General features: G+C 65.7%; 21 protein-coding genes. 11 read left to right on the top strand and 10 right to left on the bottom strand.

All coding sequences use genetic code 11. The features are described from left to right. Positions 1-117: 117 nt before the first annotated feature. On the bottom strand, positions 118-498 hold the full coding sequence (locus tag QJT82_RS42090) for a carboxymuconolactone decarboxylase family protein (RefSeq protein WP_028340378.1): 381 nt from the start codon (positions 496-498) through the stop codon (positions 118-120). 172 nt (positions 499-670) lie between these two features. On the opposite strand from QJT82_RS42090, the gene QJT82_RS42095 reads away from it, so the two are divergent. From QJT82_RS42095 to QJT82_RS42110, 4 genes are all read left to right on the top strand, one after another. Further along, positions 671-3,289, top strand: a complete 2,619-nt coding sequence (locus tag QJT82_RS42095) for a TIGR02302 family protein (RefSeq protein ID WP_028340379.1) — start codon at positions 671-673, stop codon at positions 3,287-3,289. Positions 3,290-3,608: 319 nt separating this feature from the next. Beyond that, positions 3,609-4,922, top strand: coding sequence for a pilus assembly protein TadG-related protein (locus QJT82_RS42100; protein ID WP_245288698.1), 1,314 nt, complete (start codon positions 3,609-3,611; stop codon positions 4,920-4,922). A 74-nt stretch (positions 4,923-4,996) separates the two neighbouring features. After that, the gene (locus QJT82_RS42105; protein ID WP_028340381.1) at positions 4,997-5,437 is read left to right on the top strand and encodes a TadE/TadG family type IV pilus assembly protein; all 441 of its coding nucleotides are present in this window, start codon (positions 4,997-4,999) and stop codon (positions 5,435-5,437) included. Further along, positions 5,434-5,811 (top strand): TadE/TadG family type IV pilus assembly protein, encoded by a 378-nt coding sequence (locus QJT82_RS42110; RefSeq protein ID WP_245288699.1) that lies wholly within the window; start codon positions 5,434-5,436, stop codon positions 5,809-5,811. The genes QJT82_RS42105 and QJT82_RS42110 overlap by 4 nt, the downstream gene beginning before the upstream one ends. A 10-nt stretch (positions 5,812-5,821) precedes the next feature. Here QJT82_RS42110 and QJT82_RS42115 read toward each other — a convergent pair whose 3' ends face one another. Both QJT82_RS42115 and QJT82_RS42120 read right to left on the bottom strand, forming a co-directional pair. Continuing rightward, complete coding sequence (locus QJT82_RS42115) at positions 5,822-6,199, bottom strand: response regulator (protein WP_028340383.1); 378 nt, start codon at positions 6,197-6,199, stop codon at positions 5,822-5,824. Between the two features lie 37 nt (positions 6,200-6,236). Next, the gene (locus QJT82_RS42120; protein ID WP_028340384.1) at positions 6,237-7,094 is read right to left on the bottom strand and encodes an MJ0042-type zinc finger domain-containing protein; all 858 of its coding nucleotides are present in this window, start codon (positions 7,092-7,094) and stop codon (positions 6,237-6,239) included. Positions 7,095-7,275: 181 nt separating this feature from the next. Between QJT82_RS42120 and ftsE the strand changes: the two genes are divergently transcribed. The 4 genes from ftsE to QJT82_RS42140 all read left to right on the top strand — a co-directional run bounded on the left by ftsE (position 7,276) and on the right by QJT82_RS42140 (position 10,549). Next, on the top strand, positions 7,276-7,935 hold the full coding sequence (gene ftsE / locus QJT82_RS42125; RefSeq protein ID WP_016845305.1) for a cell division ATP-binding protein FtsE: 660 nt from the start codon (positions 7,276-7,278) through the stop codon (positions 7,933-7,935). Next, entirely contained in the window at positions 7,928-8,899 is a 972-nt protein-coding gene (locus QJT82_RS42130; RefSeq protein WP_028340385.1) for an ABC transporter permease, read from the top strand. Before ftsE ends, QJT82_RS42130 begins: the two co-directional genes overlap by 8 nt. A 164-nt stretch (positions 8,900-9,063) precedes the next feature. Continuing rightward, positions 9,064-9,777: a YdcF family protein gene (locus tag QJT82_RS42135; RefSeq protein WP_028340386.1), complete on the top strand. Its 714-nt coding sequence runs from the start codon at positions 9,064-9,066 to the stop codon at positions 9,775-9,777. A gap of 13 nt (positions 9,778-9,790) precedes the next feature. Further along, positions 9,791-10,549 carry a lysophospholipid acyltransferase family protein gene (locus QJT82_RS42140; RefSeq protein ID WP_028340387.1) on the top strand — a complete coding sequence of 253 codons (759 nt, stop codon included), beginning with the start codon at positions 9,791-9,793 and terminating at the stop codon, positions 10,547-10,549. 42 nt (positions 10,550-10,591) lie between these two features. Here the strand turns inward: QJT82_RS42140 and QJT82_RS42145 are convergent, their stop codons facing one another. The 4 genes from QJT82_RS42145 to QJT82_RS42160 form a co-directional block, all read right to left on the bottom strand. Beyond that, positions 10,592-11,815 carry an ABC transporter substrate-binding protein gene (locus QJT82_RS42145; protein ID WP_028340388.1) on the bottom strand — a complete coding sequence of 408 codons (1,224 nt, stop codon included), beginning with the start codon at positions 11,813-11,815 and terminating at the stop codon, positions 10,592-10,594. 162 nt (positions 11,816-11,977) lie between these two features. Next, complete coding sequence (locus QJT82_RS42150; RefSeq protein WP_028340389.1) at positions 11,978-13,459, bottom strand: aldehyde dehydrogenase; 1,482 nt, start codon at positions 13,457-13,459, stop codon at positions 11,978-11,980. Between the two features lie 107 nt (positions 13,460-13,566). Then, positions 13,567-14,037, bottom strand: coding sequence for a TlpA disulfide reductase family protein (locus QJT82_RS42155; RefSeq protein ID WP_028340390.1), 471 nt, complete (start codon positions 14,035-14,037; stop codon positions 13,567-13,569). 187 nt (positions 14,038-14,224) lie between these two features. Next, a complete protein-coding gene (locus QJT82_RS42160; RefSeq protein WP_028340391.1) occupies positions 14,225-15,106 on the bottom strand; it encodes a LysR family transcriptional regulator in 882 nt (293 codons plus the stop codon). A gap of 128 nt (positions 15,107-15,234) precedes the next feature. On the opposite strand from QJT82_RS42160, the gene QJT82_RS42165 reads away from it, so the two are divergent. Next, positions 15,235-15,888, top strand: a complete 654-nt coding sequence (locus QJT82_RS42165) for a hydrolase (RefSeq protein ID WP_028340392.1) — start codon at positions 15,235-15,237, stop codon at positions 15,886-15,888. Positions 15,889-16,123: 235 nt separating this feature from the next. Here QJT82_RS42165 and QJT82_RS42170 read toward each other — a convergent pair whose 3' ends face one another. Continuing rightward, a complete protein-coding gene (locus QJT82_RS42170) occupies positions 16,124-19,417 on the bottom strand; it encodes an efflux RND transporter permease subunit (RefSeq protein WP_028340393.1) in 3,294 nt (1,097 codons plus the stop codon). 260 nt (positions 19,418-19,677) lie between these two features. Between QJT82_RS42170 and QJT82_RS42175 the strand changes: the two genes are divergently transcribed. Then, the gene (locus QJT82_RS42175) at positions 19,678-20,184 is read left to right on the top strand and encodes an AAA family ATPase (protein ID WP_028340394.1); all 507 of its coding nucleotides are present in this window, start codon (positions 19,678-19,680) and stop codon (positions 20,182-20,184) included. A gap of 30 nt (positions 20,185-20,214) precedes the next feature. Here QJT82_RS42175 and QJT82_RS42180 read toward each other — a convergent pair whose 3' ends face one another. Then, positions 20,215-22,011, bottom strand: a complete 1,797-nt coding sequence (locus tag QJT82_RS42180) for a caspase family protein (RefSeq protein WP_196238151.1) — start codon at positions 22,009-22,011, stop codon at positions 20,215-20,217. 87 nt (positions 22,012-22,098) lie between these two features. After that, the gene (locus QJT82_RS42185) at positions 22,099-22,704 is read right to left on the bottom strand and encodes a gamma-glutamylcyclotransferase (protein WP_028340396.1); all 606 of its coding nucleotides are present in this window, start codon (positions 22,702-22,704) and stop codon (positions 22,099-22,101) included. 164 nt (positions 22,705-22,868) lie between these two features. Here QJT82_RS42185 and QJT82_RS42190 point away from each other — a divergent pair, with 164 nt between their 5' ends. After that, complete coding sequence (locus QJT82_RS42190; protein ID WP_028340397.1) at positions 22,869-24,056, top strand: DUF2125 domain-containing protein; 1,188 nt, start codon at positions 22,869-22,871, stop codon at positions 24,054-24,056. The last annotated feature ends 170 nt before the right edge of the window (positions 24,057-24,226 follow it).

The raw sequence follows: 24,226 nt of genomic DNA on the forward strand, positions 1-24,226 counted from the left end.
TGCTGACGGTCCTCAATGCCATGATGCGAGACCGAAAGCCCTACCTGCAGACCAAACCAACATAACAGTTGCCGGCTCGCGCTGCGCTCGGCCGGGACGACAACGAGTGGAGTTCGCTCACGCCTTGTCGAGTTCGGCGAACACCTCGCGCGCGATGCGGAAGCTGTCGACGCCGGCTGGGATGCCGGCATAGATCGAGACCTGCATGAAGATCTCGCGGATTTCGTCGCGGGACACGCCGTTGGTCAGCGCGCCCTTGATGTGGGCCTTCAATTCGTACGGCCGGTTCAGGATCGAGATCATGGCGAGGTTGAGCATGCTGCGGGTCTTGCGCGGCAATTCCTCGCGGCCCCAGACGGCGCCCCAGCAATATTCGGTGACGAGTTCCTGGAATGGCTTGTTGAAGCTGTCCGAGTTCTTCAGCGCATTGTTGACATAGGCTTCGCCCAGCACCGCCTTGCGGATTTCGAGCCCCTTGTCGTGCGTTTTTTGGTCCATATCGCGTTCCTCATGCGTTAATGCGATGGTTCGGCCGGGACGTTACGGGGTCGCACCGCCGCAGTCACGCCTTCGTGTTATGCGTATTTCCCGGTGTGGGTTACGCCTTGGAACGGGTGCCTCAAAGCCGCCGCCGTGCTAGGCTGACCTGCCGGCTACCCCGGAGATTTTATTGAGCGGAGCCAATATCGATCCCTCTGACCCGTCACGCGCCGTCCGCGACAGCGATGCGGTCGCGCGGCTGAAACTGACAGAGGCTCTGCAGCGGGCAAGGTTCGCGATTGCGTGGGAACGGGCCTGGCCGCATCTGGCGCGGTTCCTGACGGTCGCAGGATTGTTCCTGGTCGCGTCCTGGGCCGGCCTGTGGCTGGTGCTGCCGTTTGTCGCACGCGTGGCCGGCGCCGGCCTGTTCGCGATTGCCGCGCTCGCGGCGCTGTCGCCGCTGGTGCGCTTCCGCTGGCCGAGCCGCGAGGAGGGGTTGAGCCGGCTCGACCGCGGCGCCGGCATCCGCCATCGCCCGGCGACCACGCTCTCCGACACGCTCACCAACAAGGACCCGTTTGCGCTGGCGCTGTGGCAAGCGCAGCGCGAGCGCACGCTGGCCTCGATCAAGCGCATCCGCGCCGGGTTGCCGCGGCCGCGCGTCTCGCTGCACGACCCCTGGGCGCTGCGCGCGCTGGTCATCGTGATGCTGGTCGCGAGCTATGTCGCCGCCGGCGACGAGCGCGGCCTACGGGTCGCCTCCGCATTCGACTGGAACGGCATCATGGCGCCGGCCAATGTCCGGGTCGATGCCTGGGTGACGCCGCCCAACTACACCGGCAAGCCGCCGATCATTCTGTCGAACGCCAACAAGGACGCCAACGCGGCCGACACCACCCCGCTCGCGGTTCCCGCCGGCAGCACGCTCCTGGTGCGCTCCAGCGGCGGCAGCATCGACGTCGTCGTCGGTGGCGGCGTCACCGAGGTCGCGCCGGACGGGCAGGCGCCCAAGGGTACCAACGAGCGGCATTTCAAGATCACCGGCGACGGCACCGCGCATGTCCGTGCGCCGGCTGGCCAGCCGCAGTGGAAATTCACCGCGACGCCGGACCGTCCGCCGTCGATTGCGCTCGCCAAGGATCCGGAGCGGCAGGCGCGCGGCGCGCTGCAGATGTCCTACCGGCTCGAGGACGATTACGGCGTCAGCGAAGCGCGCGCGCAGTTCGCGGCGCGGCCGACCGATGCGCCGAAGGAGGCCGACGGCAAGAAGGATGCCGACGGCAAGGCGGCGCAGCCGCGGCCGCTGTTCGAGCCGCCGCAATTCGCGCTGGTGCTGCCGAATGCGCGCACCCGCAACGGCGTCGGCCAGACCGTGAAGGACCTCAGTGAAGACCCCTATGCCGGCGCCGACGTGACCTTGACGCTGACGGCCAAGGACGAGGCCGGCAATGAAGGCAAGAGCGAGCCGTTCAACATGCGGCTGCCGGAGCGTCTGTTCACCAAGCCGCTGGCGCGCGCGCTGATCGAGCAGCGCCGTATCCTGGCGCTCGACGCCAACCAGAACGGCCAGGTGTTCGCCGCGCTCGAGGCGCTGATGATCGCGCCGGAAATGTTCATGCCGGAGACCGGCCATTACCTTGGTCTGCACACCGTGAGCCGGCAGCTCGAGGCGGCGCGCACCGACGACCAATTGCGCGAGGTCGTCGCCAGCCTGTGGTCGCTCGCCGTCACCATCGAGGACGGCAACATCTCGGACGTCGACAAGGCGCTGCGCGCGGCGCAGGACGCGCTCAAGCAGGCGCTGGAGCGCGGCGCGACCGACGAGGAGATCAAGAAGCTCACCGACAATCTGCGTGCGGCGCTGGACAATTTCCTGCGCCAGATGGTCGAGCAGTTCCGCAACAATCCGCAGCAGCTCGCCCGGCCGCTCGATCCCAATGCCAAGGTGCTGAGCCAGCAGGATCTCAAGAACATGCTCGATCGTATGGAGCGGCTGTCACGCTCCGGCGACAAGGATGCGGCGCGGCAGCTGCTCGAGCAGATGCAGCAGATGCTGGAAAACCTGCAGATGGCGCAGCCCAATCAGGGCGACGACGACATGCAGCAGTCGCTCAACGAGCTCGGCGACATGATCCGCAAGCAGCAGCAATTGCGCGACAAGACCTTCAAGCAGGGCCAGGATTCCCGCCGCGACCGCATGCGCGGCAAGCAGGGCGAGCAGTCGATGGGCGACCTGCAGCAGGACCAGCAGGCGCTGCGCGATCGCCTGAAGAAGCTGCAGGAAGAGCTCGCCAAGCGCGGCATGGGACCGGACCAGCGCGGCCAGAAGGGCCAGAAAGGTCAGGGTCAGAAGGGCGACCAGGCGCAGCAGGGCGATCAAGGCGGCGACCAGGGCGATGACGGCGATGATGGGCTCGACCAGGCCGATTCCGCGATGGGCGACGCCTCCGGGCGGCTGGGCGAGGGCAATGCCGACGGGGCGGTGGATTCGCAGGGCCGCGCGCTGGATGCGCTGCGCAAGGGCGCCCAGAGCCTTGCCGACGCGATGCAGCAGGGCGACGGCGACCAGCCGGGCGACAGCCCCGGCAACCGCGCCGGCCGCCAGCAGAGCGGCGGCAACCAGACCGATCCGCTCGGCCGTCCGTTGCATGGCCGCGAATTCGGCGACGACTACACGGTGAAGATCCCCGGCGAGATCGACGTGCAGCGCGTCCGCCGCATCCTCGAAGAGCTGCGCCGCCGCCTCGCCGATCCGTCGCGGCCGCAGATCGAGCTCGACTACATCGAGCGGCTGCTCAAGGATTATTGAGGCCCGCGCCTCGTCCTCGACTGTCGCCGCGAAAGCGGGTGACGGCATTCGAGAGACATCAACGCTGAATCGAACGGCCGTTGCAAGCTGGATGCCGCGCTTTCGCGGGCATGACGCGGAATCTGCACGACGGCTGTAAGCCGGCAGACGTCAGCTTCCGCGGGCGACGCACCTCGCGTTCCACTCGGCGTGATCGAGGCCGAGTGTTGTCCGCTCGATTCAGACAATTTCATTAAAATTGCAAGGTTCCCGTTGGCAGGCATTTAAGTCGCTTGCGTCACCTTACTTCGGAAAATTGGCAAGCGTCTCAGGAGAGCACATGAGGCACAGCCGTTTATTCATTGCTTCGTCATACCGGCCATTGGGTATTACTCGCCGGCACCAACATCAGACCAGCTTGGTTCGACACTTCGTTCGAGACCAGTCGGGCAGCTATGTCATCATTTCAGCGCTGCTCATGCCGGTCCTGGTCGGCACGGCAGGGCTCGGTACCGAAGTGGGATGGTGGTACTACAAACACAAGAACATGCAGAGCGCCGCCGACTCCGGCGCGGTCAGCGCCGCAACGGCGGCAAGTGCAGGCGCCGACCTTTTGTCCGAAGCCAACGCGGTTACGGCAAACTACGGTTACGCGAACGGGGCGAACAACGTCACGGTCACGGTCAATCAACCGCCGAAAACCGGCAGTCAGACGTCGAACCTGCAGGCGATCGAAGTCATCGTGAGCCAACCGCAACAGCGGTTGCTGTCGGCCTTGTTCGGCTCGGCCCCCGTGCCGGTGACCGCGCGCGCGGTCGCCCTGCCGAATTCCGGGACGGGCTGCGTACTTGCGCTCAACGCCAGCGCCAGTCCCGCAGTCAACGTGAGCGGCGGCAACCAGCTCAACCTGATCAAGTGCAACCTTTACAGCAACTCGGGTGCAAGCCCATCGCTCAACGTGGCCGGCAGCGCGACGGTCGCCGCCAATCAGGTCGGCGTCGTCGGCGACGTCTCCGGCACCAGCAACATCACCGCCACCAACGGCGTCAAGACACATGTGAAGCCAATGGCTGACCCGTATGCGAGCGTCTCTCCGCCGTCGAAGCCGAGCTGTTCGAATGCCAAGATTACGGTCAATTCCAACGGAAAGACGAACTCGCTCAGCCCCGGCTGCTACTCCGGCAGCATTACGGTGAATGCCGGCGCAACGCTGAACCTCGATCCGGGCATCTATTACCTGGACGGCGCCAATCTGAGCGTCGCGGGAAACGCCACGATCACGGGCAGCGGCGTGACCCTGGTCTTCACCGGCTCGGGAAGCAAGTGGGGCACGGCTTCGATCGGCAGCAACGCGATCATCGATCTGACGGCGCCGACCTCGGGCTCCACGAAGGGCATCGTCATGTATGGCGACCGCAACATGCCGGCCGGGACCGCTTTCAATCTCACGGGCGGCGCCACCCAGAATTTCGGCGGTGCCATCTACCTGCCGAAGGTCAATCTCAGCTTCGGCGGTGGTAACGGCACCAGCACATCCTGTACCAAGATCATCGCGGATACCCTGACGTTCACCGGCACGTCGAACCTTCAGGTCAATTGTTCGGCGCTCGGCACCGCGACGATCGGCTCGCAAACCGCGCAACTCATCGAATGAGGTTGGCCCCGATGCAAATCCAGAAATCCTCACCCACGAGCCACGGCGGGTTGCTTTGCTCTCTGACACGGCGCATGAGCGCCGCCGTTCACGACAGACGCGGCGTCGCGGCCATCGAATTCGGCATCATGATTCCGTTGCTGTCCCTGATGGTCGTCTCGGTGACCGACATCGGGCTGGCACTCTATCGCAAGATGCAGGTCGAGAATGCTGCGCAGGCGGGAGCGCAATACGCGATTGTCCGCGGCTTTGACGAGACTGGCGTTACCAGCGCCGTGACAGCCGCCACGAATTCCACAGCCATCAGCGCTTCGCCCAAGCCGTACCAGTTTTGCGGGTGCCCGACGAGTGCGGGGGTTAACACCGTCAGTTGCGGCGCGGTCTGCCCCAGCGGCGCGCAGGCCGGAACATATGCCATGGTTTCGGCGCAAGGGACCTACTACACGCTGATCAATTATCAGATTGTGGCGGCCTCATACACCTATAGCGCCCAGTCCACTGCGAGGCTGCAGTGAAACTCACAACGCTATGGCGGGACAATCGCGGGGCCTCCGCGCTGGAATTTGCCCTGACCGCTCCCGTGTTCTTCCTGTTCATATTTGGCATCATCGAATTCGGATTGCTGTTCTGGACGCAGCTCGGGCTTCAGCACGGCACGGAAATGGCGGCGCGTTGCGCGACCGTCAACAGCACGCTCTGTCCAAGCGGCAGCGCCATCACGAATTACGCCGCGCAGCAGGCGTTCGGCCTCACACTTCCGGCGCAGACATTCAGCTACTCCACGTCAGCCTGCGGCAACGTGGTCAGCGCGAGTTATGCATTTCAATTTGCACAATTTCTCAATCTGTCCCCGGTGACGCTGACCGCCCGGGCATGCTTTCCGAGTTGAGCTCGTAATCCTAGCTGGCCTTCCGCGCCGCCAGCGCGTCCGCGACTGCGGTGCGGATATCGGCCACCGAGAACGGTTTCGTCACCACGTCATGCACGATCGCCTCGAGGCCGGAGGCGCGCTCGCGCTGATGGGCGAAGCCGGTCATCAGCAGGATCTTCAATGCAGGGAAGTCGCGCGCCGCGGTCAGCGCCAGTGCGATGCCGTCCATCACGGGCATCTGAATGTCGGTGAGCAAAAGGTCGAACGCGCCTTCGTCGCGCGTCAGCACCTCCAGCGCCTCGGCGCCGTCCTGCGCGGTCACGGTTTCGTGGCCGTCCATGGCGATGGCGCGCGCCACCAGCGAGCGCATCGAGTCTTCGTCGTCGGCGATCAGAACACGCGTCATGGTGATTGGTCGGTTCCCGATGGAGTTGGCTGGCGGCTCACGCGCGGCTGCCGGTGAGATCACGCTTGTTGAAGAAGCGTACGTCGATATTGCGGCCTTCGGGCGGCGGCGAGGCGAGGCGCGACTTGAAGAAGGCCCGCTCGCCGGGATTGAGCACCGGCTGCTCCAGCACGGCGTTCCAGGCATAGATTTCGGCGCCCTGCGCGTCGCGGACCGAGAAGCGCAGCCGCGGCAATTCGACCGGCTTCCTGGTCTGGCCGACGATCATGCCCTCGATCACCAGCACCGGCTTGCCGTCAACGGTCTCGTTGGTGATCTTGAGATCCTTGAAGGCGAGCCCGCGCAAATTCACGTCGAGCCCGGCCATCTTGTAGAACAACGCGGTCTGCGGCAGCAGCCGCACCACATCGTTGCGCCAGACGAACAGCGCGATGACCAGCGCGGCCATGGCGCCGCAGGTGGTCGGCAGGGCGCCGATCACGGGCATGAACGGAATTCGGGGCAGGGCGGGCAGGCGGGGAAGCCGGGGCAGGCGGAAGCGCCCCCTGGTTCCGGCGTCCCCGGCGTCGGCATGGGCGGCGGCATCCGCCTCCGCCAGCGCCGGCCATTCCGAGGCGGCGTCGCTGCCCTCGGTGGGCAAATCGGCCGAAATCGAGGGGCTCTCGACCACCGGGGTCGCGTCGGCCTCCTCCCGGCCCATGGCCTCCCATTCGGCGGCGAGATCGGAACCGGCGGACTGATAGGCCAGGGTGGGCGCGGTCGCCCCGATGGCGTCCTCCGGCCGGGCCAGCCAGACCTCCCGGCAGCGGGAACAACGGACGGTACGTCCGGCCTCGCCCAAGGTGGCCGGATTGATGGCGTAGGATGTTGTACAATGCGGGCAAACAATATGCATGGAGGCCGAATCTCCACCGTGTGGATGCCCGGATGCTACTTAGCGACCGTTAACGAATCGGAAACCATAACCGAAGCACAAGCTTTCTGTGCGGTTCGCGGACGCTCGGCCGAAGTTCGGGCCGTCTTCGCCGTCGGTGTGGGGTATTGGGCCATCGGCCCTCTCGAACGGAGCTAGCGCATTGGTTCGGTTCGAAAATGTCGGTCTGCGCTACGGGCTCGGCCCGGAGATTTTGCGCGACCTCTCGTTCATGATCCCGGCGCACTCGTTCCAGTTCCTCACCGGGCCGTCGGGCGCGGGCAAGACCTCGCTGCTGCGGCTCTTGTTCCTGTCGTTGCGGCCGACCCGCGGGCTGGTCAATCTGTTCGGCAAGGACGTCTCGCTGCTGAGCAAGGACCAGGTCGCCGACCTGCGCAAGCGGATCGGCATCGTGCTGCAGGATTTTCGCCTGCTCGATCACATGACCACCTATGAGAACGTCGCGCTGCCGTTCCGCGTGATGGGCCGCGAGGAATCGAGCTATCGCCGCGAGGTGATCGATCTGTTGAAATGGGTCGGCCTCGGCGAGCGCATGGATGCGCTGCCGCCGATCCTGTCGGGCGGCGAGAAGCAGCGCGCCGCGATCGCGCGCGCGGTGATCTCGCGGCCGCAACTGCTGTTGGCGGACGAGCCGACCGGCAGCGTCGATCCGACGCTCGGGCGCCGCCTGCTGCGGCTGTTCATCGAGCTCAACAAATCCGGCACCGCGGTCATCATCGCGACCCACGACATCACGCTGATGGATCAATACGAGGCGCGGCGGCTGGTGCTGCATCAGGGACGGCTGCACATCTATGAATAGGAGCGGCGACGAGAAAGTGTCGTTGGTCGATCTCGGACGCGAACGCCCGCAGGTCCCGGCCACCGCGCGCAACATGTCGCCGATCGTGCCGCGCGCCTCGATCTCGGGCCGTGCGCTGGTCGCGGTCGTCGCGATCATGACCTTCCTCGCCTCGCTGACGACAGGCACCGTGCTGCTGGTCAGCGCGTCGGCCGCCGAATGGCAGTCGGAAGTGTCGAGCGAGATCACCATCCAGGTGCGCCCCTCGCCGGGCCGCGACCTCGATCGCGACGCGCAGGCGGCGGTGGAGGCGATGCGGGCGCAGCCCGGCATTCTCGAGGTCCGTCCGTTCAGCAAGGAGGAATCCGCCAAGCTGCTGGAGCCGTGGCTCGGCAGCGGGCTCTCGATCGACGAACTGCCGGTGCCGCGCGTCATCGTGGCGCGGGTGCAGCCCGGCACCACGCTCGATCTCGCCGCGTTGCGCGCGCGGGTGACGCAGGCGGCGCCGACCGCAAGCGTCGACGATCACCGCGCCTGGATCGAACGCATGCGCTCGATGACCGGCGCCACGATGTTCGCCGGCGTCGGCATCCTCATCCTCGTGATCATCGCAACCATCATCTCGGTGTCGTTCGCGACCCGCGGCGCGATGGCCGCCAACCGCCCGATCGTCGAGGTGCTGCATTTCGTCGGCGCCGGCGACAGCTTCATCGCCAACCGCTTCCTGCGGCATTTCCTTCGGCTCGGCCTCCAAGGCGGGCTGATCGGCGGCGGCGCGGCGATGCTGGCGTTCGGCTTCTCCGAATCGATCGCCAACTGGTTCTCCGGCACGCCGGTGGGCGACCAGTTCGCGGCCTTGCTCGGCACGTTCTCGCTGCGTCCGTCGGGCTATCTCGTGCTGGCGATGCAGGCGGTGCTGATCGCGGCGATCACCGCGTGGGCATCGCGGCGCACCCTGTTCGCCACGCTCGACGACATCGACTGACGGCGCCGCGAAAACTCGAAATCATGGCGCCGCCTCGTGAACGCATTTCGTCGCCCAGGTGTGATTTCGCGCGCATGCACGCGGCCCTGGCGGAGGGGAAAACCGGTTTCCACTTTTCTGGATCATGCTTTAAAATCCCCCGGGGGGAAGGATAACCGCATCACATGAGTTTGCAGTCCGACGATACGTCGCCGAATGGCCTTGCCGCGCGCCCGCGCGGCTGGCTGCGCGCCGCCATCGTCGCGCCGCTGGCGCTTGCCTTCGTCGCCGCGGCGGTCGGCTTTGTCGGCTTCCTCTCGCAATTGCGCGGCGTCGAGACCGATCCGCCGCACAACGCCGACGGCATCGTGGTGCTGACCGGCGGCTCGTCGCGGGTGTCCGACGCGATGGAGTTGCTGGCCGCGGGCTACGGCAAGCGCCTGCTGATCTCGGGCGTGCATCCGACCAACGACGCCCACGACATTTCCCGCTCGGTTCCGGACAGTCAGGGGCTGATGCGCTGTTGCGTCGATCTCGACCGCTCGGCGGTCAACACCCGCAGCAATGCGGCGGAGACGCGGCGTTGGGCGCGCGAGCGCGGCTTCAAGTCGCTGATCGTGGTGACCTCGAACTACCACATGCCGCGGGCGCTCGTGGAACTGTCACATGCGATGCCCGACGTCACGCTGATCCCGTTCGCCGTGGTCGGCGACAAATGGCGCGACGAGCCGTGGTGGACGAGTGGCGGAACGTTCCGTCTCTTGCTATCGGAATACGCCAAATATGTCGCCGCGGAGATGCGGGTGCGGCTGGCCGATCTCGGCCTCGACCTGACCTCCGATCTCGCCGAGCAGCCGGCAACGCCGCCACCCCGCCCGGCTACGGCGCTGGCGAATTAGTACTGGGACTTAGATGATCTTCCTGCGTTCGCTGATCTTCAACGTGCTGTTCTATCTGGTGCTGGTGGTGCTTTGCATCATCGCGCTGCCGGCGCTGCTGTTGCCGCGCGGCGCGCTGATGGCGATCGAGGCCGCGTGGGCCAACATCAGCCTGTTCCTGATGCGCGTGATCTGCAACATCAGGATCGAGTTCCGCGGCGTCGATAAGATTCCGAGCGGGCCGCTGGTGGTCGCCTCGAAGCACCAGTCGTTCTGGGAGACGTTCGCGCTGGTGCGCTTTTTCGAGCATCCGCTGTTCATCCTCAAGCGTGAGCTGATGATGATCCCGGTGTTCGGCTGGTACCTCAAGAAGGTCGGCATGATCTCGGTCGAGCGCGGCGGCGGCCCGCGCTCGCTGATCAAGACGCTGAAGCGCGCGGCGGCCGAGGTGAAGCTCGGCCGCCAGCTCGTGATCTTCCCCGAGGGCACCCGCACCGCGCCCGGTGCCGCGCCGAACTACAAGGCCGGGGTCGCGCAGATCTATGCCGAGAGCGGCGTGCCGTGCCTTCCGGTCGCGCTCAATTCCGGGCTGTTCTGGCCGCGCCGCACCTTCATGCGCTATCCCGGCACGCTGGTGGTCGAATTCCTCGATCCGCTGCCGCCGGGATTGCCGCGCGATGAGTTCATGACCCGCCTGCGCGACCAGATCGAAACCGCCACCACCCGCATCGTCGAGGCCGGCCGCGCCGAGCAGGCGAAATTGTTCGGCGGTGTGCCGAACGCGAAAGGGTAGGCCGCGATGCGGTGAGTTACCGTATCGCGAATGGCGTCGCCATCACTGACCGGCCGCCGCGTCGGTGTTGAAGGTCTCGCCTTGCGGCACCCAGCTCTTCCCGTCGAACGTCGCGATCTGCATCTGCGTGAACGGCGCATAGCGGTCCGGCCGTGTCGAGATCGAGATGCCGGGCAGGAGCAGCGGCGCGGCGACCTTGTTGAGGTTGGTCGCCTGCTTCAGCAGGTTCTCGCGCGTCAGATCGTCGCCGCACATCTCGATGATCTTCACTGTCATATAGGCCGAGATGTAGCCGGTGACGTTGCTGCCGTCGGCAATGTCGCCTTGCGGATACCACTTCGCCAGGAAATCCTTGAACTCCTTCACATCGGCCGCGTTCTCCCAGCTCGGATCAGTGGGCGTCTTGAACGCCAGTGCGGTCAATAATCCCTTCGAGGCTTCGACGCCGGCCGGCTCCATGACGCCCTTGATCGATGAGGAGACGCTGACCACGTAATTCAGCGGTTTCCATCCGAGCTCGTAGACCTTGCGGATCGCCTGCGCGCCGAACTTGGGCGTCGCCATCGTGAACAGCGTGTCGGCGCCGGATGCCTTCAGGGAGACGATCTGCGAGTCGACGGTGGGATCGGAGACCTCGTAGGTCACCTCCTTGACGATCATCGTCTTCGCCTTGTCGCCGAGGCCATCCTTCAGCCCCTTGACGTAATCCTTTCCGGCATCGTCGTTCTGGGAGAACACGCCGAGCTTCGCGTCGGGCTTGTTCTTCAACAGGTATTTGGCGAAGATCATGCCCTCCATCTGGTAGGGCGGATAGAGCTGCGTGGTCCACGGGAAGTTCTTCGGGTCGTCCCATTTGGCCGCGCCGGTCGAAATGAAGATCTGCGGGACCTTCTTCTGGTTGAGATACTTCTGGATCGCTGAATTGGTCGGCGTGCCGATGGTGCCGATGATTGCCAGCACCTCGTCCTGTTCCACGAGACGTCGCGTCTGCTCCACGGTCTTCGGCGGCGAATAGGCGTCGTCCAGTGAAATCAGCTTGATCTTTCGGCCATTGACGCCGCCCTTCGCGTTGATCATCGCGTAGTAGGCCTCTTCCATGCGCCCCTGGGTGCCGTAGGCGGACGCTGGACCGCTGTAGGGCATGGTCTGGCCGACCTTCACTTCGGTGTCGGTGACGCCGGGGCCGTATTTCTTGTCGGCGAACGCCGGTTGGGCGGCGGCAAGTGTGAGCGCGCAGAACAATGCGCCTGAGTAACGAAGCGTCATGGCGAATCTCCCCAAATATCGGCCACACTCTTCGGTGTGTGCCGTAGGCACTCATGATCGCTGCTCCGCGCTGCACGTCAAGTGCGGCCGCTTGGCGCGCGGGTGCCGTCGTACCTCTGTCCGTCCGAAAGAGGTAAAGCAAGCGACGTCAGTGCGGAAAGCTTACCGCATCACGAACGGGTTCGCCGGCACGTCCGTCGCGGTCGAGATCCAGACACTCTTGGTCTCCTGATATTCGCGGACCGCGTCGATGCCGCTTTCGCGGCCGACGCCGGAGTGCTTCATGCCGCCGAACGGCATCATGTAGCTGATGGCCCGGTAGGTGTTCACCCACACGGTGCCGGCGCGCAGTTGCTTCGGCACGCGGATCGCGCGCGCGAGATCCTTGGTCCAGATGCCGGCGGCAAGGCCGTAGATCGTGTCGTTGGCGATCCGTATGGCATCCTCCTCGGTGTCAAAGGAGATGATCGACAGCACCGGCCCGAACACCTCCTCGCGCGCGATCCGCATGGTGTTGTCGACATCGGTGAAGATGGTCGGCTCGACGAACTGGCCGCCCTTGATGCCGTCGCCGGAGGCCGGCTTGCCGCCGAGCAGGCAGCGCGCGCCCTCGGCTTTCGCGATGTCGATATAGTCGAGCACTTTCTTGTATTGCGCCGGCGTCGTGATCGGGCCGACATTGGTGTCCGACTGCATGGGATCGCCGATCTTGGCGGACTTCGCCAGCTCCAGCACCCGCGCGACGAATTTCTCCTTGATCGAGCTCTGCACCAGAAGGCGGGATCCGGCGATGCAGGTCTGCCCCGTCGCGGCGAAGATGCCGGAGATCGCGCCGGCCGCGGCGGCGGTGAGGTCGGCGTCCTCGAACACGATGTTGGGCGACTTGCCGCCGAGCTCGAGCGAGACGCGCTTCAGGCTCTTGGCCGCGGTCTCGTAGACCTTTGCGCCGGTCGTGTCCGATCCGGTGAAGGTGATCTTGGCGACGCCGGGATGGGCGATCAGCGCGGAGCCCGCCTCGGGACCGAAGCCGGTCACCACGTTGAAGATGCCGTCGGGAATTCCGGCCTCCTTGGTCAGCGCGGCGAATTCCAGCGTGCTGGCCGAGGTGAATTCCGACGGCTTGACGACCACAGCGCAGCCGGCGGCGAGCGCGGCGGCGCATTTCCAGGCGACGAACAGCAGCGGCGAATTCCAGGCGGTCAGCGCCGCGACCACGCCGACCGGCTCATGGGTCGTGTAGGCGAAGGTGTCCGCCTTGTCGATCGGCACCAGGCCGCCCTCGAGCTTGTCGACGAGCCCGCCGAAATACCACCACCACTCCGGATGGTAGCGCAGCTGGCCGAGCATCTCGGCCATCAGCTTGCCGTTGTCGCGCACCTCGATTTCGGCGAGGCGCTCGGCATTGGCCGCGACGAGGTCGCCGAGCTTGCGCATCACCTTGCCGCGTGCGGAGGCCGTCATCTTCGCCCAGGGGCCGCGCCACATCGCCTCATTGGCTGATTTCACCGCCTTGTCGGCGTCGGCGGCGGTGCCGCGCGGAATCTTCGCCCAGGCCTCGCCGCGATAGGGATCGATGCTGTCGAACCATTCGCCATTGGCGGGGTCGACATACTGGCCGTTGATGTAGAGCTGATAGGTTTTCATGACATCCTCCCGCAAGGCGATGGTTCTGGTTGGCGGAACGCTATCACGCAATGCGCGACGCCGTCACAACGCAGTCGCGTGAGCCGGGTTGCAGCCGGGGCGGGCCGCTATCGGCCATGCGGCGCGGCAAGCTCGGCCGCGATGATCGCGCCGAGCGCCATGTCGCTCTGCTGTCCGAAGCCATGATGCACGATGTTGCCATCGCGGCCGATCAGGATGCTTGTCGGCGTTCCCTGCATGCCGTAGCGCTGCATGGTGACCGGGATCGGCGTGCCTTCGCCGGCCTCGTCGACGCCGATCGGGAAGGTCAGCCGGTACTCGTGGATGAAGGCTTCCAGCGACACCTCCGTCATCGCCGCGTGGTGCTCGAACACGGTGTGCAGCCCGATCACCTGCAGGTCCGAATGCTTGAACAGCTCGAACGCGCGCTGGGTCTGCGGCGTGCCGTGCGCGACGCAACCGGGGCACAGCATCTGGAAGGCGTGCAGCAGGACCGGGCGGCCGCGCAGCGCGGCCAGGGTCAGGGGTTCGCTGGTGTTGAACCAGCGCGACGCGGCGATATCAGGTGCGAGAGTCACAGCTGGGTTCCTTGCGTCTGCCACCTTGCGGCAGGGTGGCAAGATCGGCGCGGGTCTGTCAACGACCGGCGAAGCATGACCCGGAAAAGTGCGAAGCGGCTTCCGGATCGCGTGTCCTCTGCGGCCCAAGCCCGCTCGGCATACGTCGTCTCTTTCGTGATCGATGGATCATTCGGACAGGAGCGGCTCACGCAAGGGGCGGATTTTCTTCGAGACGCTCGATCAACAATTCAGTGAGGGCCCGTACCTTCCGTGAGGGATGTTGACCCGGCGGGCGAACGACGTATGCACCTGCCGAAGGTGGTGGATGGCGTGTCATCACCGGAACCAGCGCTCCGGATGCCAAGTAGTCATGAATGACGCAATCGGGGAGCCAGGCGACGCCGAGCCCTGCCGCCGCGGCGACGGCGAGAGCTGTGCCGTTGTCGGCCTTGAAGCGCCCCCGCGGATGAACCGTGACGATTTCGTCGCCATCCATGAGTTGCCAGGTTTCGGTACCCTGCATCAGCGCTTCATGGGCGATGAGTTCGTCGAGCGTCTCGGGGGCACCGTGCGCCTCGATATAGTCCGGGCTCGCGACAAGCTTCCCGTAGATCGGTCCGACGCGTCTCGCGATCAGGTTGGAGTCTGGAAGATAACCAACCCGGATGGCGCAATCGAATCCTTCGGCAATAAGATCGACGAAGCGATCGCTGTAGGCGGTATAGATGTGAAGCTGCGGGTAGCGTCGCGCCATTTCCGCGAGTATGGGGGCGAAGTGGGTGGGTCCGAAAGAAAGCGGCACAGCAATTCGCAAGCGGCCACTTAGTTCTCCGCCAGGCAGGATTGTTTCCTTGGCTGCATCGATTTCTGCGCGGACTCTGGCTGCATGATCTCGAAATGTGTTGCCGGCTTCTGTGAGAGCAGCGCCACGGGTGGTTCTTGCAAGAAGTTGGACGCCTAGTTCCGCCTCAAGCCGGATCAGCCGCCGGCTGACGATCGACTTCGAAACGCCAAGCCGGCGCGCGGCGGCCGAGACGCCGCCAGCATCGGCAACTTCGACGAATGCAATCACGTCTTCGATGTCCAAATCAGCGTTCCCCATTTTGCGACACAGCTTGGCGGAATAGGGCGCTATCGTATCACAAAGGGGAATGACAAGTGTCCGGGCACGGCGCCGCAGGCGGCGCATGTCTCACCACAACAGAGGATGTATTCATGAGCTTTCGTAATGGGCTTGCTTCGCTTCTTCGCCCTGAAGACTCGGTGCTCGTTCTGATCGACCATCAGCCTTACCAGCTTGCGAACGTGAACAGCCACGAACCGCAGATGGTGATCAACAATACGGCGGGCTTGGCGAAGGCCGCCAAGGCCTTCAATGTCCCCACGATCCTGACGAGCGTGGTGGCGGAACGAGGCGGACTGCTCTTCCCCCAGATTACGGATGTGTTTCCCGGCCAGAAGGTGATCGACCGTACGTTCATCAACACCTGGCAGGACCGGAAGGTGGTGGATGCGGTCAAGGCGACCGGCCGCAAGCAGCTTGTCATCGCGGGCCTGTGGACCGAGGTGTGTGTCGCGATGCCGGTGATCCAGGCACTCGGCGAAGGCTGGGACGTGACGGTGGTCACCGATGCGTCGGGCGCCGTGTCGGTCGAGGCGCACGAGGTCGCCATCCAGCGCATGATCGCGGCTGGCGCTAACGTGATGACCTGGCTGGCGGTGGCGGCAGAATGGCAGCGCGACTGGGCCCGGACCGAACAGGCCGCCAAACTGACGGAGGTGGTCACGCAGCATGCCGGCGGCAGCGGCATCGCGTTTCTGTGGGAGCAACAGTTGCTCAACACGCCCGTGCCGAGCACTCGAGACTGATCTAACCGGGGATGACGAGAGCCACGAGCGATGCGCCGCGAGAGCTCACCGTTTGTCGAGCCTCGTCATTCCCCTCCCTATGAGAGTCGTCCACGCCTGGAAAGTGGGCGAGGCCCGATCCGTGGGCTCGATTGCGGCACCTTCGATGCAATCTGCAAGCGGTTGCGGCCCAGGAAGGGTCGCTTCTGGCCCTTGGCGGACACTCACCCAGGTATCGCGCGAGTGCACGGCCTAGTCAGGACGCGCGTGCTGCGGCTCGCCGTGCGCGCCGCGCGGCGCGGCGGCGCTGGGTCCAAAGCCTCGCGCGGTCGAGATAGAGATAGACCACCGGCGTGGTGTAGAGCGTCAGGATCTGGCTCAGGATCAGCCCGCCGAAGATCGCGATGCCAAGCGGCTGACGCAGCTCGCTGCCTTCGCCGAGGCCGATCATCAGCGGCACCGCGCCGAACAAGGCGGCGAGGGTCGTCATCATGATCGGGCGGAACCGCATCAGGCAGGCTTCGTAGATCGCATCGCGCGACGACAGCCCGCGCTGGCGTTCGGCATCGAGCGCGAAGTCGATCATCATGATGGCGTTCTTCTTCACGATTCCGACCAGGAGGATCACCCCGATCATGCCGATGATGTCGAAATCGGTGTGCGACAGCATCAGGGCCGCCACCGCGCCGACGCCGGCCGAGGGCAGCGTCGAGAGGATGGTCAACGGGTGGATGTAGCTCTCGTAGAGCATGCCGAGCGAGATGTAGATCGTCGCCAGCGCGGCGAGGATCAGGAACAGCTCGTTCGCCAGCGCCTGCTGGAAGATTTTCGCGGAGCCCGCAAACCCGCCGGAAATGCCCGCGGGCATGCCGAGCGCGTGCATCGCGTTCTCGATCGTGGTGGTCGCCGTGCTCAGCGAGACGCCCGGCGGCAGGTTGAACGAGATGGTGCTGGAGACCAGCAGATCCTGGTGGTTGACCGAGAGCGGCGTCTCGCCGTGCTCGAAGCGGGCGACGCTCGACAGCGGGATCATGGTCTCCGCGCTGGTGGAGACCGCGGTTCCGGTCGATGCGACGCCCTTGCCGGTGGCGCCGATCGAGTTGGTGGCCTGGTTGCGCACCACATTGGCGGCGACCGCGCTGACTGAGCTTTTTTGCGAGGACGAGGCCACCGTGCCGGCCACCGCGTTGGTGCTCTGCGTGCCGCTCGCCGAGCCGCCCGAGGTCGAGATATAAACCTCCTTCAGGGTCTGCGGGTCCTGCGAGAAGCGCGGCGCGACCTCCATGATCACGTGATACTGGTTGCGCGCGACGAAGATTGTCGAGACCTGGCGCTGCCCGAACGCGTCATAGAGCGTGTTGTCGAGCTGGCTGACCGTGATGCCGAGCCGGGAGGCGGCGTCGCGATCGATGATCAGATTGGCCTGCAGCGCCTTGTTCTGCTGGTCGCTGTTGACGTCGGCGAGCGTCGGCTCCTTCTGCAATGCCGCGACGAGCTTTGGCGTCCACTCGTTCAGCTCCTCGAAGGTCGAGCCCTTCAGCGTGTACTGATACGCCGCATTGCCGGAGCGCCCGCCGGCGCCGAGGTCGCCGATCGATTGCAGGAACAGGGTGGCGCCCGCGACGCTTGCCAACGGTTCGCGCAGCCGCTCGATCACCTTGTCGGCGCGCAGCCGGCGCTCGTCCATCGGCTTCAGCGAGGCGAACACGGTGCCGGTGTTGGTGCCGCCGGGACCCACGCCGCCGCCGCCGGTGAAGCCGACCGCGGTGTCGACCGCCGGATCCGACTTCACGATGTCGATGAACTGGATCAGCTTCTGCTGCATCAGCTGGAACGAGGTGCTCTGGTCGGCCTGGATCGAGCCGATCAGCAATCCGGTGTCCTGCTGCGGCACGAAGCCCTTGGGCACCACCTTGTAGAGATGGAAGTTCAAATAGAGCGTCGAGCCGAGGATCAGCATCACCAGGAGCGGATGGCGCAGCGCGAGGCCGAGCGTCGCCCGGTAGCCGTTCAGCATCAGCTCGAAGATGCGCTCGCTGATCCGGTAGATCCGGCCGTGCGGCTGGCCCTCCTCCTTGCGCAGCAGCACCGCGCACATCATCGGCGTCGTGGTCAGCGAGACCACCAGCGAGATCACGATCGCGATCGTGATGGTCATGGCGAATTCGCGGAACAGGCGGCCGACCAGGCCGCCCATCAGCAGGATCGGCACGAACACCGCGATCAGCGACACGCTCATCGACAGCACGGTGAAGCCGACCTCGCGGGTGCCGACCAGCGTGGCCTCGAGCCGCGACAGCCCGGCATCCATGTGGCGGGTGATGTTCTCCAGCACCACGATGGCGTCGTCGACCACGAAGCCGGTCGCCACCGTCAGCGCCATCAGCGAGAAGATGTCGAGCGTGTAGCCGAGCAAATACATCACGGCGAAGGTCGCGATCAGCGACACGCCGACCGCCACCACCGGGACCAGCGTCGCCCGCGCATTGCGCAGGAAGGCGAACACCACCAGGATCACCAGGGCCACCGCGATCAACAGCGTGATCTCGACGTCGTGCAGCGAGGCCCGGATCGTCTTCGAGCGGTCCATTGCGAGGGTGATGTCGACCGCGGGCGAGACCGAGGCCTTCAGCTGCGGCATCAGCCCTTTGACGCTGTCGACCATCTTGATGATGTTGGCGCCCGGCTGCCGGTACACGATCATCACGACGGCCGGCTTGCCGTTCGAAACGCCGAGCGTGCGCACATTCTCGACGGAATCGATCACGTCGCCGACGTCGGTCAGGCGCACCGCCGCGCCGTTGCGGTAGGCGACGACCAGCGGCCTGTAGTCGGCCGCCTTGCGGGCCTGGTCGTTGGCGTAGATCTGGTAGCGCTGGTTGCCGACGTCGATGCCGCCCTTCGGGCTGTGCGCATTGGCGCTCGAGAGCGCGGCGCGGACGTCCTCGAGCCCGATGCCGTATTTGTAGAGCGCCGGCGGGATCAGTTCGACGCGCACCGCCGGCAGCGAGCCGCCGCCGACCGAGACTTCGCCGACGCCCTCGACCTGCGACAGCTTCTGCGCCAGCACGGTGGAGGCGGCGTCATAAAGCTCGGCCGGCGTCAGCGTGTCCGAGGTCAAGGTGTAGATCAGGATCGGCGCCGAGGCCGGGTTGAACTTGCGGTAGGTCGGGTTGGCGCGCAGGTTGGTCGGCAGGTCGGCGCGCGCCGCGTTGATCGCCGCCTGCACGTCGCGCGCGGCGCCGTTGATGTCGCGGTCGATGTCGAACTGCAGCGTGATGCGGGCGGAGCCCAGCGAGGACACCGAGGTCATTTCGGTGACGCTGGCGATCTGGCCGAGATGGCGCTCGAGCGGGCTTGCCACCGTGGAGGCGACGTCGGCAGGGCTCGCGCCGGGCAGCGTCGCCTGCACCATGATGGTCGGGATGTCGACGTCGGGCAGCGGCGACACCGGCAGCTTGAAGAACGCAATGATGCCCGCCACCACGAGGCCAAGCGACAGCAGCGTGGTGCCGACCGGCCGTCGGACAAAGGGGGCGGAGAGGTTCATCGAATTTGCGAGCGCTGTTTGCGGAAGAGCTTCTATCCGTCCGCGCCGGGATGCAAAAGCCTAAATGTCACAGGGCGGCGCCATACCGCCGCCGCGATGTGTCTGGCCGCAACACAGCGCCAGACGGCGGCCGTATTCCCGATCGTGTGGTTCTCGATCAATGCGCTCGAATCCGGTGCGGTGCGCGTCACGGTGCGTGGGAACGCGGGTGGAACTGAGCTAGGTTTCGGCCCTGATGATCGCAAGGGGGCGAGGTTGCAATGGCACGACTGATCGCACTGGCCGGGCTGCCCGGCGCCGGCAAATCCGGCATTGCGCGGCAGCTGGCGCCGCGCATCGGCGCGATGTGGCTGCGGATCGATTCGATGGACCAGGCGATCTGGGCATCGCCCTCCGCGCCGCGCGATCTCGCCGACTGGACCTACCGCGCGGCGCAGGCCGTCGCCACCGACAATCTCGCGCTCGGCTTCGACGTCCTCGCGGACTGCGTCAACGATTGCCAGGCGTCGCGCGAAGGATGGGAGATGGCGGCGCAACGGGCCGGCGCCGACATGAAATGGCTGGAGATCGTGTGCAGCGATCCGGCCGAGCACCGTCGGCGGGTCGAGACGAGAACGAGCGACATCGCGGGGCTCGCTCTACCGAATTGGGATGCCGTCGCGTGCCGCGCTTACGATGCCTGGGATCGCGATCGGCTCATCGTCGACACGGCGCATCGCAGCCTTGAGGCCTGCGTCGACGAGGCGTTTGCTCTGCTGGGCAGATAGGCGCGTCCGGCCGCGGGCGCCGCATGCGGGCTATTTCGCCGCATTCTGGCTCGCGCCGCCGAAGTAGAAATCCTCGCTTCCCGGCACCGAACCATAGCTGAAGGGCTGCTGCCGGCGATCCGTCGCCGCCATGACGTCGTCGCGCACCAAGTCGAACAGCTTGCGGATCTCGATCCGCGGCGTCTGCGTGCGCTTGATCAGGGCGGTCACGAACGGGCTGTGACCACCGTCGCCGTCGAGCGCGACCTGGCCGTGCTTGGCGGCGTAGACGACCAGCGTCCCGCTGTCGGGCTCGACCTGGGCCAGTCCCTTGCCGATGGAGCGCGACGCGACGGTGCGCTTGATCTGGTTGGCGAAGGGATTGTCGCGACAGGCATCGAGAATGACGAGATGCAGCTTGCGCGCACCTTCGGTCGCGCCCAGCACCTGGGTCAGGGCAACCGCCTCGAACGGCACATCGCGGTCGGTGGCGAGTTTCGCATCGACCGGCACCAGATAGTTCTCGCCGGCCATCTCCATGCCGTGCCCGGCATAGTAGATCACCGCCCAGTCCGCGCCATCGGCCGCGTTGGCGAATGACTTCAACGCCTCGACCAGGCTGTCCCGCGTGGCATCGTTGACGAGCCGGACATCCTGAAAGCCGACGGCGCGCAGCGTATCGGCAATCGCCGCCGCGTCCTGGCCGGGGTTCGGCAGCACCGGCACGGAGTGGTATCTGGAATTGCCCACGACCAGGGCGACGCGCCGCTCCGAAATTGCTGCCTTCTGACCCGCGCCGATCGGCGCGATCGGCACAGCTGCGGCGACCGCGGGGGGTGGCTTGGCCGCACCGTGATCCACGATCACGCTCTTGTCCGTGGCGGCGACCTTGTCCAGCCGTTGCAGGCCTTCCCTGGCGACGCGCTGGCCCTGCGTCCGGTCGAGCTGATCGAGGCCGATGACGTCGAGCGCGTGGCGGAAGTCGGTGCGCGCACGCTCGATATCGCCCCTCTTCTCGTCGGCGAGGCCTCGGCGTGCGTAGTTCAGCGCGCCCTGCGCATTGAGTTGCGTGGCGCGGTCGTAGTCGCGCATGGCCTGATCGAGCTCGCCTTTGCCGGCCAGCGTCAGGCCGCGCAGCGAGTAGAACTCGGATTGCCCGTCCTGGATGGCGATCGCGCGTTCGATATCCCGCGACGCATTGTCGATGTCGCCGGCGCTGATCTCGACCACCGCCCGGCAATAATAGGGGCCGCCCGCGCGCGGCGCGACCTTGATCGCATCCTGGCAATGCAGCGCCGCGAGCCGGTCCTTGCCGCGGAAATCGTAGACCAAGGCGCGATTGACATAGGCGTACCACGAGCTCGGATCGAGCTCGATGGATCTGCCGTAGTCGGCCAGCGCGCGATCGTAGTCCCCGGTGGCGACGAACAGCTCGGCGCGATTGTTGAACCAGCCGGCGCTGAACGGGCCGGCAGGCTTCAGCCGGATCGCCTGATCGAAGTCGCTCAGCGCGCGGTCATAGTCCTGGGTCTGCAGGAAGACCTTGGCCCGCTGGCCATAGGATGGCGCGAACGATGGATTGATCGCGATCGACTGATCGTAGTCCGCCTTGGCGTTCTCCAGATCGCCCTTGTTATGCCAGGCGAGCGCGCGGTTGTAATAGGTGATCGAAAGGTCGCGTCCCCTGGGATTGGCCGCGATCAGGCGGGTGCAGGCGGGGATCGCGAGCTCGGGGTGCGGATCCCTGGCGTCGCACGCCGCGCCATCCTCTCTCAGACCTGCATAAGATGGGGAATTCAGCAGCAACAGCAGGCCGATTGCGGCGAGCTTGGGCAATGAGAGGCGCATTCCGGTCATTCCATTCCAACGACCGGAAATTGAGACCACAATGTTGTTCGCGCCGTGGCGAAAAATGCGCGAGCGAGGTTCCGCGCCTCAGCCCGGATCGAGCCTGTCAGTCGCGCGCGCATCGCGATGCAGCGTGCCCGCATCGTGCAGCATCGTCGCCAGCTGGTGCAGCTGCGTGTCGCGAAAGCCCTGCCTCTCGATCGAGGCCACGGTCGAGAGCACATAGTCGCGGTTGTTGCCGGAGCGGCCATGGCCCTGCAGCACAAGGCGCTGCTGCTCGGCGAGCGACAGCCGCCCGGCATATTGCACATGGCCGCGATCGACCACATAGGCCAGCGCAGAGACGCGCTCGCGCGCCGCATTCTCCAGCCACACCGAGCGCATCACCTCGCGATAGACGTTGGTGGTCTGCTCGCGTCCGCGCAAATAGGCGATGGTGTCGTGGCGCAGGCGGGCGGCGACGCGGAATGCGATGCCGCGGCAGGCGCCGCCGCGGTCGAGCCCGAGCACCAGGCCCGGCTTCTCCGGCGTGCCGCGGTGGTCGAACGAATAGACGCAGAGCGCGCGATGCTCGCCGATCAGCCGCGCCGGCACCTGTTCCAGGAACTCGAAGCCCGGCTTCCACATCAGCGAGCCATAGCCGAACACCCAGAGGTCGCCGTCGGTTTCGGATTGGGGAGGATTTGCTGACATCGCGCTGATGGGCTAGCAGAACGGGCCGTCGAAGCGAAGCAGATTCCGTGATGTTTCCAAGGCTTGCTGAAGGCTTGCTGAAGGCTCGCTCAAGGGTTGCTTGGGGCTTGTTCAAGGCTCGCGGCCGCTTAGATTTTGACAAATTCGCCCGCCAAAGGACCTGCATGTCGGATCAGACCTCCGCCCCCCGCCGCCGCTCGCGCTTCGGCCTCTATGCCGTCCCCGTCGCGGTCCTGATCGCCGCGGCGCTGTGGAGTGCCTTCTGGTTCTTCGCCGCCTCGCAGGTCGGCGTGCAGGCCGATGCCTGGCGCGCGCAGGAGGCGAAGGCCGGCCGGGTCTATGATTGCGGCGACCGTTCGGTGGCGGGCTACCCGTTCCGGTTCGAGGTCCGCTGCACCGATCCGAGCGTGATGCTGGTCTCGCAGACCGCCTCGCCGCAGATGGCGTTCGTGGCGCGGCTCGCCGAGATCCTGGTCGTGGCGCAGGTCTACGATCCCAAGCTCGTGATCGCCGAATTCAAGGGCCCGGCCACGATCGCCGAGCGCGGCGCGCAGCCGACGCTGTCGGTGAGCTGGAGCAAGGGACGCAGCAGCGTCGTCGGGCTGCCGGCGGTGCCGCAGCGCGCCTCGCTGGTGTTCGACGATCTCGCCATCGACCGCACCGGCGGCGCGGCGCCGGCGCCGCTGGCGCGGGTCAATCACATCGAACTGCACGGCAGGCAGGTCGACGGCTCGGCGCCGGACAGTCCCGCGATCGAGACCGTGCTGCAGATTGCCGGCGGCACCTTGCAGGACGTGCATCCGCTGCTCGCCCAGCCGTTCAACGCCGACATCCATGCGCGGCTCAACGGCCTGAAGGATTTCTCGCCAAAACCCTGGCCCGATCGCTTCCGCGAGATCCAGGCCGCCGGCGGCAGCGTCGAGATCCAGCAGTCGCGGATCGAGCAGGGCGATGTGCTGTCGGTCGCGGCCGGCACGCTGCGCCTCAACGCGCAGGGTCGCATCGAGGGCGAATTGCAGATGACGGTCGCCGGCCTCGAGCGCGTCATCCCCGCGCTCGGCATCGACAAGATGCTGGAGGAAGGCGTGCCGCAGTCGACGCTCGATCGCGTCGCACCGGGCGTGAAGAGCCAGGACCTCAGCAATCTCTTCGGCGCGCTGGATCGCGCCATCCCCGGCCTCGGCAAGGTGATCAAGCAGAACGCCAATGCCGGCATTTCCGCTGGCATCAATTCGCTCGGCACCGAGGCCACGCTCGAAGGCAAGAAGGCGCGCAGCTTCCCGCTGCGCTTCGCCGACGGCGCGGTGTTCCTGGGGCCGCTGAAAGTCGCGCAGATCCCGCCGCTGTTTTGAGCGGACTCATTTGAGCATGATGAGATGAGGTCGAATAGCGGCCGCGAAGGCGGCCTGCTCCCTCTCCCGCTTGCGAGGGCTTTGCGCAAAGGGGAATCTGCGATTCTCTAAGACCGATCTGAAGGGGGAGGCGGGGATGGCGTATCGGCAGGTTGGTCAAGCGAGCTTCG

It is taken from the genome of Bradyrhizobium sp. Mp19, from assembly GCF_029952935.1.
Taxonomy (GTDB): Bacteria; Pseudomonadota; Alphaproteobacteria; order Rhizobiales; family Xanthobacteraceae; genus Bradyrhizobium; species Bradyrhizobium elkanii.